Source organism: Lysinibacillus sp. ZYM-1 (assembly GCF_001308875.1).
Taxonomy (GTDB): domain Bacteria; phylum Bacillota; class Bacilli; order Bacillales_A; family Planococcaceae; genus Lysinibacillus.
On the sequence record NZ_KQ465115.1, the window covers coordinates 76,813 to 89,512 of the forward strand.

Consider the following 12,700-nt stretch of genomic DNA (forward strand, 5'->3'; position numbering starts at 1 on the left):
CATATGCACATACATAAGTATGAGAAGTATTGGCTTGTGTTCGGGGTTGCTACTTTAGTCGCATTCCTAATCATTCTCGGTATCGGAGCGTTTCATCAAGGCTCCCACCCGAACAATGGTAAAAAAACACTAGATTACGAGAAAGTGAAAGAAACAGCACCTTTTGATAATCCAGGTGTCCATAAGGTAGAGGGCAAAGATTGGGATTATGAAGTGGTAGTAATAGCTTCTGCATTCAATTATAATCCTCCACAAATTGAGGTGCCACTGGGTGCAAAAGTAAAATTCATCGCGACAAGCGAGGATGTTATGCACGGATTTCAGGTTGCAGGTACGAATATCAACATGATGCTTGAACCTGGTTATATTTCTGAATATGTAACAGAAGTAAACAAAGTAGGCGAGTTTTTAATCGTATGTAATGAGTATTGTGGTACAGGACATACGATGATGCACTCTATGCTAAAGGTGGTGGATTCAAATGAGTCACACTAATTCAATGACAAAAGTGGATCGTCGCGATGCTAAGCTAGCGATGGCACATATTTATGTGGCATTTATCGCATTGCTATTAGGTGGTCTTGCAGGTTTATTACAAGTATTTGTGCGTTCTGGTCAATTTACATTACCAGCAGGCATTGGCTATTATCAAGTTTTAACGGTACATGGCGTATTACTCGGTCTTATTTTAACTACATTCTTTATTTACGGCTTCCAAATTGCTAGTGTAAGTCGTACATCAGGTACATTCACGAATGGTCAACGCAAACTTGGTTGGATTGGTTTTTGGTTAATGACCATTGGTACTGCTGCTTCCGCGACAATGGTTTTATTAAATAAAGCAACTGTTCTTTATACATTCTATGCACCGCTAAAGGCGCACTGGATTTTCTATTTAGGCCTTACATTAGTCGTGGTTGGTTCTTGGGTTGGCGGCGCAGGCCAAATTTTACGGTATGCTCAATGGCGCAAAGAAAATAAAGGTAGCGGTCAACCTAGCCCATTATTATCGTTTATGGTAGTTGTTAATAATTTAATGTGGTTCGTGGCAACACTGGGTGTAGCAGCTTCAGTATTAATCCAACTGTTACCATGGTCATTAGGTTTAATTGAACGTGTCGATGTTGCATTATCTCGTACCCTCTTCTGGTATTTCGGTCATGCACTTGTATACTTCTGGCTATTACCTGCTTACATGGTTTGGTATGTAATTATTCCAAAAGTCATTGGCGGAAAAATTTTCTCCGATTCTTTATCAAGACTATCGTTTATGCTGTTCTTACTTTTCTCTATTCCTGTAGGGATTCACCATCAGTTAACAGAGCCTGGTATTGATAGTACATGGAAGTTCATTCAAGTTGTATTAACATTCGCTGTAATCGTTCCATCTCTTATGACAGCCTTCTCGATGTTTGCTATGTTTGAGTTACGTGGTCGTGAATTAGGCGGAAAAGGACTGTTCGGATGGTTCAAAAAATTACCTTGGAAAGATGCTCGTTTCTTCGTTCCATTTATTGGTATGGTGGCATTCATTCCTGGCGGTGCTGGTGGTATTGTCAATGCTTCTTATCAAATGAACCAATTAATCCATAATACGATTTGGGTTACAGGGCATTTCCATTTAACGATTGCAACAGCCGTTGTTTTAACTTACTTCGGTGCGGCCTTCTGGTTGATTCCACATTTAACAGGACGTACTTTGACGAGATCTTTAAATAATCTTAGTAATTTCGCTGGTATCTTATGGGCAGTCGGTATGACAATTATGTCTTCTGCCATGCATATTGCAGGACTTATTGGTGCACCTCGTCGTTCTGATTACTCAGAGTATGGTGGTGCTTCACAGGCATATGATTGGATTCCATATCAAATTGCACAAGCTGTGGGCGGAACGATTCTCTTTATCGCGATCCTAATAATTATTTATATCGTCGTGAAATTAGCTTGGTTTGCTCCTAAAGGTGAAGAGGAGTTCCCTATTGGTGATGTACATGAGCTTAGTGGTCCAACACCAGCTATTTTAGAAAACTTTAAAGTTTGGCTTGTCATTTTAGTAGCCTTAATTTTATTCGCTTACACCGTGCCAATTTTCGAAATTATTTCGAATTCACCGGCTGGCTCCAAGGGCTATCAATTGTGGTAAGCATTTGGACACAAAAAGCGATTTCTCTAAAATGAGAAATCGCTTTTTTTCATTTTATAATTGATAGAGTTTCGTATATTTATCTTGTAAATAGTCTGCTAAATACTTAGCGTTTAAGCCTTCCCCTGTTGCTTCTTTAAGCAATTCGAACGGTTTTTTCAATGCCCCATATTGATGGACTTTGTCTGTTAACCATTCTCGAATTGGTAGCAGCTCTCCCTTTTCTAATAGCTCATCAAAGTTTGGGATATCCTTATCCATCGCATGCTTCCATTGCGCTGCATAAATCATTCCTAACGCATAAGATGGGAAGTAACCAAACATACCACCTGACCAATGCATATCTTGTAGGACACCTTGTGCATCTGTTTCAGGACGAATACCTAAATATTCCTCATATTTATCATTCCATACTTGTGGCAGATCCTTCGCCTGTAAATCGCCATTGAACAAGTCACGTTCAATCTCATAGCGAATCATGATATGTAGTGGATATGTTAATTCGTCCGCTTCAATACGAATGAAAGATGGTTCGACCATATTAATGGCACGTAAAAATTCGTCTAATGCAACATGACCAAATTGTGCTGGTGAGAAATGTTGAAGGCGCTCGTAGTTATGTTGCCAGAACTTCTCATTTCTGCCGACAAAGTTTTCATAAAATAATGATTGGGACTCATGAATACCCATGGATGTACCCGTCGCTAATGGAAGACCAGCTAGCTTTTCATCAATATTTTGCTCATACATAGCGTGACCACACTCATGAATCGTGCCAAAAATAGCTGAACGGAAATCATTTTCATCATATTTAGTTGTAATACGAGCATCTCCGTAATTTAAACCAATCATAAATGGATGCACACTTTCATCCAAACGACCCGCATCAAAATCATAACCCAGTTGAGCTAGCATCTCTAATGATAGTTCACGCTGCGCTTCACGTGGGAATTGCTTAAATAACATGCTTGTGTCTGGATGAAGCGGTGAATCAGCAATTTTTTGTACAAGCGTTACAATGGATTCTCGTAAATCACCAAATACTTGATCTAGGACATCTGTCGTCATATCAGGTTCATATAAATCGAGCAATGTGTTGTAAGGGGATCCATTTTTAATGCCCCAATACTGTATGAATTTTTTCTGCCATTGAATGATTTCTTCTAAATATGGTAGGAATAGTTCAAAATTATTAGTTGCCTTAGCTTCTTCCCATGCCGTTTCCGCCTTCGATTGTAGAATGACGAATTCTTTATAATCCTCAGCAGGAATTTTTTTATTTTGATCGTAATTCTTTCTTACCTCTTCTACTAAACGAAGTGTCACATAATCAAGATCCGCTTTTTGTGCCTCTAAAGCTACTAAAAGCTCTCCTAGTTCATCACTCGTTTGCATATCAAATAAGGAGGCTGATAATGTACCGATTACCTCTGAACGTTGCGCTAGCCCTTTTTTAGGTGCACCCGTTCGCATATCCCAATAAATTACATTGAGTGCTTCCTCATAATGTTGCATTTTCTTAACGTAGTCTGTAAATTGTTGAACTGTCATGCATTCATCCTCCTTGTCGCTATAAGTTTATCATATTTTCGAAAATTTTGTATATTGTGGGCCGTTTAGTAGTTTTATTCAGATTTTTCATTTTTCACTTTATCTATTATTTTTAAATACTGTGTATCTCCGAGCCCATATTGAGGAAAGAGGCGAAATAATTGCGTTAACAAGTCCTTAGAAGACTGATCAAGATGCTTTTTAATATACTTTGAAATATCATTTTCTTCTTTTAAATAGTCAAAATATAGTTGGATTCCTTGATACATTACAGGTAAAAGTGTAGCCTTTGGAAGACGATGGTGCATAAAAACCTCTTCATAGACCTTGAGATAATCCCCTAGCACTATCTCTATCTCGTCTACATCATAGGTCGTTTCCTTCACCATATGAAAATAGACTTTGCCTTGAAATTTCTGCTGTTCCAGAAAAGCAAGGATTGTCAACAAGTTCATTTGACAAAACATATCATCTCCAAACCATAAAACGATACATTGGTAGTTTTTTGTCCACAATAACTTCAAAGGATTCAATGTCACATGCTCATAATCCTGTAACGATACCTGATGTCCAGCAGCGCGAATGTTGTTAAAATCCTCACCAAAAATCGGACAAGTTGTTGGATTTGTACACATCGCTTCATTAAAAGGTACATAATCACTGTTCCCCATTAACAGTTGTTTCGAAAATTCCTCGTACATCATTTGACCATTCAATACATTCAATATCTCTTGATCATATTGCATTTCCATCTTAACTTGCAACGCTTCGATTTTTAATTTTTGAGAAATATCCATCGTATACCTGCCTCTTTCATCCTGTAAATTCATTTTTACAAATGTTTGCAATGGTAGTGGGGACTTTCTGAAATCAGTAGGACTTATACCAAAGGCCCTTTTAAAAGCTCTAGAAAAGGGTTCCTGTGTTGAAAAGCCATAGTGGAAGGCAATATCAATCATTTTTGCTTCCGATCTTTTTAATGCCTCGGAAGCCAGAAAGATCTTACGTAGCGAAATATATTTTTTAATTGTTATCCCCGTCATCTGATGGAATTTAAAAGAACAGTAATAAGGTGAATAGCCCATATGCCTCCCTAAACGTTCTAATGAAAAACCTTCTATGAGATGACTCTCAATCCAATCAATCATCTCCTGTACGAAGTTGTTCATCCTCATCCCCCCTACTTAGATTATAGTAGAAGTGCTATGACTTGTTATGATATAGGTTGTGATGTTATCCCTTTAATGCTGAAATAATATGATTTTTGATGAATGGCCACCTATCTGGAGCATTCGCCATAAAAAATGAAGAAATGGCAACCACTGTATTCAGTGTAGGAATACAACAAATCACATTGCCACCATCCCCTATAGCTGCATAAGTAAATAAGCCATCATCCTCTCGTAGCCACCATAAATAGCCGTAATCATGAGGGTTCGCTGCGACAGATTCCTGAATCCAAGCTTTAGACAGAATTCTTTGATTATTCCACAGTCCTTCATTCACATATAGAGAGCCTAATCTTGCCATATCTCTAGTAGTCATTGTCAATCCCCAGCCGCCTGTAGAAAGCCCGCTAGGATCATGCACCCACCCTTTTACGTTTTTTCCGAACAAATCTTCAAAGCCAAAGCTTGTCATTGAATAATTCGGGATTTGTTTTATTCCTATCGGTTGAAATAAATACTCATTAGCAAATGCAAGAGCACTCTTGCCTGTGCTCCTAGTAAGAATGGCAGAAAGTAAGTGTGCTCCTGCTGAGGAATATTTAAAGGAACCGATTGTGCCTCCTTCCCCTATATTATTGAGAATATACTTCACCCAATCATCTTGCTGACATAATATATCGAGCGGCTCATGCCAATCCTTATACGGATGGGGCACTGTCATTGTTAAAAGATGTCGTATGTTAATTTGATGTTTAACATCATCATCTGTACGATACTCAGGAAAGAAATCCAAAACATTTTGTTCCACACTTCTTATATAACCTTTATCAATTGCAATGCCAATAAGTGCAGATAATATACTTTTGGTGACAGAAGCCACATGCTGTGCTTGCTCTGGGTGGTTCTGATGAAAATAATTTTCATATGCTAGCTTGCCATTACTTACAATCACGATACCTGTTATATTGCTATACTCCTCCTTTATAATAGATGCTAACTGACGTTCATCCGAGTTCAACCTCTCTGATACAGGTATGTTCCAATTAATCCCCATTATTTCAACCTCCTAAAGTTCATCATTTTTTCTTGATAGGAAAATAGACTTCTGTCAGCCACTCCTCCGTTTGTTGCTCTTGTTTGGGGTCTGTTAAATAAATTTCATAGGGGGAATCAACCAACTCATAACCTTCCTTCTTCACCCATTCGATTAGATTGGCATAAACAGAAGATAGCTCACGATAAGCCCCCCTTAATACAGATTTTGCGCAAAGTCCTCCAGGGAAAACTCTGGTTCCTTTCGCAGATTCCATAATAGGAATAGCAAACTCTGTATCATTACCAGTAGGATCGTATTCAGCACTATGGTAGATCGTCATCGGCTTGCCTAGTAAGGTGTATTGTTCCTTGGCGACTTTCTCATAAAGCACTCGAAAAAAATGGCTGTATCCCACTTTATAATCCTCTCCTGTCAACAACTGCCGATTAGTTAGAACTGTCATCTGCTTAGTTTCGACGAGTTTTATAGGTATATCATCAAGATAAGACATAATCGATACACCCTCCGCTATATGAAGTAAATCATGATTGATTTGCTTCACAGTATAGTCATAAGCCTTAATTCGTTTCTGCAATTCTCGTTTCTTTTGTATTAGCACTCCATATAACGTTTCTTCTTGCTGGTGTTCTTCCATCACAACCAGTGATTTGATATCCTCAAGCGTCAATTGATAGGATTTTAAGCGATTTATGAAGAGCATTTTTTTCAACTGTTTAATGGAATAATAACGATAGCCAGTTTCTTCATTTATCTCTTCAGGATGAATTAAACCAATTTCATCATAATAACGAAGCGTTTTCGTTGATACACCACAAATTTTTGAAAATTCACCAATAGATAACACACAATCACCTCTTCTTTTCATCTATGCTTACATCCGTTATACACTTTCCCCTTAGGGCAAAGTCAACATTCTTTAAAAATTTCGCAAAAAAAACTGTAGCAAACTTTGCATTTGCTACAGTCGGTCCTCTCACTAATAAATGAGAGTTATCTATTTATATTAAGGGGAGTTTTAACTAGCTTTCAAGTCATGTTCGGTTTCCAATCAAACATTTTTAAGAGCTACCATTAAGTTTCAATCGAAAGAAAGATGGGGATTCTTTTTTTCATTGAAGAAAGAGCCTGATTACTCTATGTTTTGGCAAATGGCAATTACTTGTTTAACAGCCTCCGCTGAATGCTGAAGTGCTGTTTGTTCTTCATTTGTTAGGTGCAATTCAATGACAGATTCGATACCATTGCCACCTAAAATCGTTGGTACTCCTAAATACAGATTGTGGTACCCATATTCACCTTCTAATAGAGCGATAGAAGGGATAATTTTTCGTTGATCTTTCATAATGATTTCGACCATCTGCGCACAGGCAGCAGCTGGTGCATAATACGCACTACCGTTTCCTAATAAACCGACAATTTCTCCGCCACCTTTACGTGTACGTTCGACGATTTGCTGAAGTCTATCCTGGGGGATCAATTTTTCTAGCGGAATACCTCCAGCATAGGAATAACGAATTAATGGTACCATTTCATCACCATGTCCACCTAGCACGAAGCCAGAGACATCTTCTGGTGCAATTTGTAGCTCTTGTGCAACAAAAGTGTTGAAGCGAGCTGTATCTAACACACCAGACTGCCCAATGATACGATTTTTAGCAAAGCCTGTTTCCTTATGACACACGTAGGTCATGGCATCAACCGGATTACTCAACACAAGGACAATACTATTTGGAGCATAGTGTTTAATTTGTCTTGAAACTTGTTGAATAATTTTTGCATTCGTTGTCACTAAATCATCACGACTCATGCCTGGCTTACGTGGGATACCAGCTGTAATAACTACAATATCTGCACCAGCAATATCTTCGTAATTACTCGTCCCTTTAATGGATACATTAAACTTTTCGATAGGACCTGTCTGAAGTAAATCCAATGCCTTCCCTTTTGTTGGGTTCTCTGCTTCTGGAATATCAACAAGCACGACATCGCCTAGTTCCTTTTGTGCTAAAAATAGACTCAACGTGGAACCAGTATGACCTGCACCTATAACAGCAATTTTATTTTTACGAAATGCCATTATGCTTCACCTCGATTATCTGTCGCCGGCGTTGCTTCGCTTGTTTTTTTAGCACGTGTTGATGGAGGTGTAGAAGCCTGCTTTTTCTTCGGTGCCTCTGGTCCTTTAATCATTTGGAATACCTCTTCATCAGGCCTTGGAATTACGTGAGCGCCTAATAATTCTCCAACACGCATGGCAGCGGCTTTACCTGCTTCTACTGCTGCTTGTACAGAACCAACGTCACCTTTCACGACCACCGTCACAATGCCACCATCCACAAATTCCTGTTTGACGATTGTAACGTCTGATGCTTTAATCATCGCATCAGCCGCTTCATAAGAACCCACTAATCCTTTTGTCTCAATCATTCCAATTGCGCTACTCATTGTCCTCACCTCTCATCACTTCAGTAGAATCAATAATACCAATGATAACTGCATCGATTGGTAACGGATTTTCTTTCATAATATAGCGTGATGAACCACCGCTTGTTATCAGTACATCATCACCAATCCCTGCACCGATACGATCAGCTGCTACAATTTCAGTGCGAATCGGCTGCTGATTGGAGTCAATTGGTTGAATGATTAGTAGTTTTAAACCATTCAGCCCTTCCTCCTTACGTGTTGCCCATACACTGCCTATCACTCTTCCCATTTGCATGAACTTCACCCTCTTTATGCTTCACAGATTAGTTTGCTACTCAGAACGGATCGTTAAAGTTTTATTTAACTCTCGCAGCTTATCATAAGCTAACGCCGTTACAATGGTTTTCTTTGGCACGACAATTTCTTGCGCTTCTATTTCTAACACTTCAAGTTGTGAAAGTAGCTTTTTGTCATAATGATAAATAGCTGGTTTTTCTACCTTCGCTACGACTGGAGACTGCTCTTTCACTGGAATCGGTTGCTCATTCACTTGATGTTGAACGATTTCTGCTAATGTTCCTTGTTGAATTAAACCTGCATTGGCTTCATCTGTATCAATATGCATTTCTAATCGATAACGCTCTGATACACGGATAACCACATTCGATAAAATAATTGGGCGAATACCTTCTACCTTGATCTGTACAGACTGTCCATCTACTACATTGAATTTCGCACGATCTGCAGGGGACATATGAATGTGAGCTTGTGCAATAATAAGTCCTTCATTTAGCACAACACTCCCCTTTGGACCAATCAATGTAACAGGGCTAGAGCCTTGTATATCACCTGAAATTCTTAATGGTGGTTTTATCCCTAGTTTCATGGCATCTGTCCAGCTGACTTCCACTTGAGACAATGAACGAGCTGGACCCAGTATACGTACACGCTCAATCGATCCTTTTGGACCAGCAATGACTACGGTTTCCTCCGCAGCAAATTGCCCAGGTTGTGAAAGCTCAAACTTTGGTGTAAGCTGATAATTCTCACCAAAGAGCTGTTCCACTTCTGCTTGTGCAAGGTGGACATGGCGGGCGGATACACCAATTGGAATTTTACCGTCATGTGGAGGGGAAGATTGATTTTTTAAAACTTGTTGCAGAACTTCTTCCACAATTTTTTGCACTAAATTTTCTTGCATCTTGCCTCCTCCTTACGATGTTACTTTTACTAATGTTCCTTGTGCTTGTTGTTCAATAAAACCAGCGTTTGCTTCATCCGTATCAATGTGCATTTCCAAACTAAAATCATTGGAAACGCGTACAACTACCCCACGGAATGTAACTGGACGGTCACTGATTACTTCTACAGAAACCAATTCATTATTTTGAACTTCCAATGCTTTCGCGTCTTCTTCAGTCATATGAATATGTGCCTGTGCAATAATGACTCCTTGCTCGATGGCCAATTCATGATGTTGGCTAATAATTTTGATGCCTGCTGAGTTGTCAATATTTCCTGATTGTCTCAGCGGAGGGGTTACTCCTAGTTTCATGGCATCTGTTCGGCTGACTTCCACTTGAGTAGCTGCTCTTACTGGACCAAGTACTCGGACATTATGAATAACGCCTTTCGGTCCCTCAATGGAGACACGCTCCTTTGCAGCAAATTGTCCAGGCTGTGATAAGTCAAAATCCTTTGTTAATGTTGCATGTGGACCAAAAAGAGCTTGTAAATCCGCTTCACTTAGATGGATATGACGAGCCGAAATGGCCACTGGAAATGTTTTTGTCGCTGTTGTCACGTTAGCCACCCCTATATTTCATGGATTGTTGTTACTTGATGACAAGATGAGAGCTTTCCTTTAGTTGGATCAGCTCTCATTCTGATAAAATTAAGCTTCTGTTTTAGGTAAAATCATTTCTATCTCGTGGTGTGGACGTGGGATTACATGAACAGATAAAAGCTCTCCTACACGTTGTGCTGCTGCTGCACCTGCATCTGTTGCTGCTTTTACGGCACCTACATCTCCACGTACAAGAACTGTTACGATACCGCCACCTACATGTACTTTTCCTACTAAATTAACGCTTGCAGCCTTTACCATTGCGTCTGCTGCTTCGATTGCTCCTACTAAACCTTTTGTTTCTACCATTCCTAATGCTGTACTCATTTTTCATTCCTCCAAATTATTTATTTTGTAATGTGATTTGTTTTAATACCTGATCTACAATTTGTTGAACCATTGTTGTGTCTAGAGAAGGCTCTTGTGAAACAACCGACTCCACAACGGACTGAACTTCAAACTCTGGTTTTGGCACTTCTACATCTTTAATGCCATAAGCCATACGTTTGATATTTAAGAGATGTCTTGCTGTGATGTTATCTGACGTAATATTGCCGCCAAATGTACCACAGCCTAATGTAAAGGATGGTGCTAATCCCGTTGTGCCACCTACTGCACCGATAGATGATAATGTATTGACTACAATACGAGATACTGGTAATTCAACGGAGAATTGCTCTGCTAATGCTGCATTTTCAGTGTGAATCGAGCAAGTATGTCCACGTCCACCAATATTTAATAGGTCAATCATTACTTGCTTAGCCTCTGTACTATTTTCTACTGTATAGAGGGCATAGATTGGTGATAATTTCTCAAGAGAAAATGGGATATTTTTACCAATCATTGTTTCCAAGCCAACAAGTACTTTTGTATCTTCTGGTACAGTGATGCCTACAGAATCTGCTAAGCAAGTAGCTGATTTTCCGACGATTTGTGGATTTACCTTACCTGGAACTGGTGAAATCAATTTCTCCATTTTAGCTTTTTCTTCAGCATCTAATAGATAGGCACCGTTTTTCTTTAATTCAGTTTGTACTTGCTCTGCAATTGCTTTATCCACAATAATAGCTTGCTCCGTAGCGCAGATAGTGCCATTATCAAACGATTTACTGTGCACCAATTGACGAACGGCCTTTTGAATATCCGCTGATTTTTCAATATAAGCTGGGACATTCCCTGGCCCTACACCATAAGCTGGCTTTCCAGAGCTATACGCCGCCTTCACCAAAGCGCCGCCACCTGTAGCTAAAATCAAATGAATATCAGGATGCTTCATGAGCTGCTGTGTTGCCTCCATAGAAGACATCGTCAAACATTGCAGTAGACCTTCTGGCGCACCTGCTTGTTCTGCAGCTACTCGACAAACATCTAACGCCTCTTTTGTACACTTCACAGCATATGGGTGTGGACTTAGCACTAAAGCATTTCTTGTTTTTAAAGAAATTAATGTTTTAAAGATGGCTGTAGATGTTGGATTCGTCGTTGGCACAATTCCTGCGATAACCCCAAAAGGACTTGCAATTTCTGCCACTTTTTTCATTCGATCATAGCCTACGATACCAACAGTTTTTAACTCTTTAATATCTTCATAGACATCTCGTGAAGCCACTTCATTTTTCATTTTTTTATGATTAGGGATACCCATCCCTGTTTCTTGCACAGCCATTTTTGCTAAACGATCTGCTTCCTTAAAGGCAGCATCCGCAACAGCCTTCACGATGCTGTCTACTTGTTGCTGTGAAAATTGCATGTAAGCAGTTTGTGCTGTATTAGCATGTTTAACAGCATCTCTCATTTCTTGAATCGCTAATAAGTCTTTGTCTAATGTGGCCATAAAGCCGCCTCCTTTCTATATCACTGGGTTTCTTGCTAAATTTTCGATAGCTTCTCTAAAAGCATTTGCCGCAGCTTCGCAGGACGATTGACTGCCGCTTAATAAGCCACCACCGAAATTGGTTTCAGAGGGAGGGCCAAAGAAAACCTTTAACTCTACATCTGCCGCCTTTAATGCCGCATCTAGCCCGACAACTGCTTCTAATGGCGGTGCGATTAAATACGCAAGTGGTGTGCCAACCTTTACATCTGCCAGCTCAGCAAGATACGTCCCACAGCTTGCCACTGTATGGGCAAACAAGGCATGGTTGTCATTGTTATTAATGGCTTCAAAGTACGTATCAAACGCTATTTTTTGTTGAATGGCATCTAGACCACTCCGAATTTCATCAGGCGAGCTTCCAGCAATAATGCCAATGACTTCCCCTGACAAGGGACCAGATGCATGAGCCGCTCCCGCATAGAAACTTTTCGCATAGACAACATCAACATCTGCCTTCTTTGTTGCTTCATCTAATGCTACATATCCTACATCATCAATTGTGAGGGTCACGAGCCCAATACTATGTTGATGTGGCTTCAAATCTAGCTGCTCTGCTAATTCACTGTTGACTCTCGGAATCGTTTGCATTGCCAAAATTTGGGCCATTATTTTTTGAGGAATCATATTTCAG

General features: G+C 39.6%; 14 protein-coding genes. 2 read left to right on the top strand and 12 right to left on the bottom strand.

The window, feature by feature from the left end; genetic code table 11:
- Positions 1–3 precede the first annotated feature (3 nt).
- Together AO843_RS10080 and AO843_RS10085 are read left to right on the top strand one after the other, a co-directional pair.
- Complete coding sequence (locus AO843_RS10080; protein WP_054610993.1) at positions 4–495, top strand: cupredoxin domain-containing protein; 492 nt, start codon at positions 4–6, stop codon at positions 493–495.
- Positions 482–2,143, top strand: a complete 1,662-nt coding sequence (locus AO843_RS10085) for a b(o/a)3-type cytochrome-c oxidase subunit 1 (RefSeq protein ID WP_054610994.1) — start codon at positions 482–484, stop codon at positions 2,141–2,143. The genes AO843_RS10080 and AO843_RS10085 overlap by 14 nt, the downstream gene beginning before the upstream one ends.
- Before the next feature lie 54 nt (positions 2,144–2,197).
- On the opposite strand, the gene AO843_RS10090 is transcribed toward AO843_RS10085, so the two are convergent.
- From AO843_RS10090 to eutL, 12 genes are all read right to left on the bottom strand, one after another.
- Positions 2,198–3,694, bottom strand: coding sequence for a carboxypeptidase M32 (locus AO843_RS10090; protein WP_054610995.1), 1,497 nt, complete (start codon positions 3,692–3,694; stop codon positions 2,198–2,200).
- A gap of 74 nt (positions 3,695–3,768) precedes the next feature.
- The gene (locus AO843_RS10095; protein ID WP_054610996.1) at positions 3,769–4,863 is read right to left on the bottom strand and encodes a helix-turn-helix domain-containing protein; all 1,095 of its coding nucleotides are present in this window, start codon (positions 4,861–4,863) and stop codon (positions 3,769–3,771) included.
- A gap of 64 nt (positions 4,864–4,927) precedes the next feature.
- Complete coding sequence (locus AO843_RS10100) at positions 4,928–5,917, bottom strand: serine hydrolase domain-containing protein (protein ID WP_054610997.1); 990 nt, start codon at positions 5,915–5,917, stop codon at positions 4,928–4,930.
- Between the two features lie 22 nt (positions 5,918–5,939).
- Positions 5,940–6,785 carry a MerR family transcriptional regulator gene (locus AO843_RS10105; protein WP_231630115.1) on the bottom strand — a complete coding sequence of 282 codons (846 nt, stop codon included), beginning with the start codon at positions 6,783–6,785 and terminating at the stop codon, positions 5,940–5,942.
- Between the two features lie 264 nt (positions 6,786–7,049).
- Positions 7,050–7,997, bottom strand: a complete 948-nt coding sequence (gene mdh, locus AO843_RS10110) for a malate dehydrogenase (RefSeq protein WP_054610999.1) — start codon at positions 7,995–7,997, stop codon at positions 7,050–7,052.
- A complete protein-coding gene (locus AO843_RS10115) occupies positions 7,997–8,365 on the bottom strand; it encodes a BMC domain-containing protein (RefSeq protein WP_054611000.1) in 369 nt (122 codons plus the stop codon). Before AO843_RS10115 ends, mdh begins: the two co-directional genes overlap by 1 nt.
- Positions 8,358–8,642, bottom strand: coding sequence for a EutN/CcmL family microcompartment protein (locus AO843_RS10120; protein ID WP_054611001.1), 285 nt, complete (start codon positions 8,640–8,642; stop codon positions 8,358–8,360). Before AO843_RS10120 ends, AO843_RS10115 begins: the two co-directional genes overlap by 8 nt.
- A 36-nt stretch (positions 8,643–8,678) precedes the next feature.
- Positions 8,679–9,548 carry a phosphate propanoyltransferase gene (locus AO843_RS10125; protein WP_054611002.1) on the bottom strand — a complete coding sequence of 290 codons (870 nt, stop codon included), beginning with the start codon at positions 9,546–9,548 and terminating at the stop codon, positions 8,679–8,681.
- A gap of 12 nt (positions 9,549–9,560) precedes the next feature.
- Positions 9,561–10,151, bottom strand: coding sequence for a phosphate propanoyltransferase (locus AO843_RS10130; protein WP_054611003.1), 591 nt, complete (start codon positions 10,149–10,151; stop codon positions 9,561–9,563).
- A gap of 90 nt (positions 10,152–10,241) precedes the next feature.
- Positions 10,242–10,520, bottom strand: a complete 279-nt coding sequence (locus AO843_RS10135; RefSeq protein ID WP_054611004.1) for a BMC domain-containing protein — start codon at positions 10,518–10,520, stop codon at positions 10,242–10,244.
- Positions 10,521–10,536: 16 nt separating this feature from the next.
- Complete coding sequence (locus AO843_RS10140; RefSeq protein WP_054611005.1) at positions 10,537–12,027, bottom strand: aldehyde dehydrogenase family protein; 1,491 nt, start codon at positions 12,025–12,027, stop codon at positions 10,537–10,539.
- A gap of 15 nt (positions 12,028–12,042) precedes the next feature.
- On the bottom strand, positions 12,043–12,693 hold the full coding sequence (eutL, locus tag AO843_RS10145) for an ethanolamine utilization microcompartment protein EutL (protein WP_054611006.1): 651 nt from the start codon (positions 12,691–12,693) through the stop codon (positions 12,043–12,045).
- Between the last annotated feature and the right edge of the window lie 7 nt (positions 12,694–12,700).

Excerpts from the sequence above, each read along its gene's own strand:
- AO843_RS10080 (WP_054610993.1), top strand. The coding sequence starts at position 4 with ATGCACATACATAAGTATGAGAAGTATTGGCTTGTGTTCGGGGTTGCT.
- AO843_RS10085 (WP_054610994.1), top strand. The coding sequence starts at position 482 with ATGAGTCACACTAATTCAATGACAAAAGTGGATCGTCGCGATGCTAAG.
- AO843_RS10090 (WP_054610995.1), bottom strand. The coding sequence starts at position 3,694 with ATGACAGTTCAACAATTTACAGACTACGTTAAGAAAATGCAACATTAT.
- AO843_RS10095 (WP_054610996.1), bottom strand. The coding sequence starts at position 4,863 with ATGAACAACTTCGTACAGGAGATGATTGATTGGATTGAGAGTCATCTC.
- AO843_RS10100 (WP_054610997.1), bottom strand. The coding sequence starts at position 5,917 with ATGGGGATTAATTGGAACATACCTGTATCAGAGAGGTTGAACTCGGAT.
- AO843_RS10105 (WP_231630115.1), bottom strand. The coding sequence starts at position 6,785 with ATGAAAAGAAGAGGTGATTGTGTGTTATCTATTGGTGAATTTTCAAAA.
- mdh (WP_054610999.1), bottom strand. The coding sequence starts at position 7,997 with ATGGCATTTCGTAAAAATAAAATTGCTGTTATAGGTGCAGGTCATACT.
- AO843_RS10115 (WP_054611000.1), bottom strand. The coding sequence starts at position 8,365 with ATGAGTAGCGCAATTGGAATGATTGAGACAAAAGGATTAGTGGGTTCT.
- AO843_RS10120 (WP_054611001.1), bottom strand. The coding sequence starts at position 8,642 with ATGCAAATGGGAAGAGTGATAGGCAGTGTATGGGCAACACGTAAGGAG.
- AO843_RS10125 (WP_054611002.1), bottom strand. The coding sequence starts at position 9,548 with ATGCAAGAAAATTTAGTGCAAAAAATTGTGGAAGAAGTTCTGCAACAA.
- AO843_RS10135 (WP_054611004.1), bottom strand. The coding sequence starts at position 10,520 with ATGAGTACAGCATTAGGAATGGTAGAAACAAAAGGTTTAGTAGGAGCA.
- AO843_RS10140 (WP_054611005.1), bottom strand. The coding sequence starts at position 12,027 with ATGGCCACATTAGACAAAGACTTATTAGCGATTCAAGAAATGAGAGAT.
- eutL (WP_054611006.1), bottom strand. The coding sequence starts at position 12,693 with ATGATTCCTCAAAAAATAATGGCCCAAATTTTGGCAATGCAAACGATT.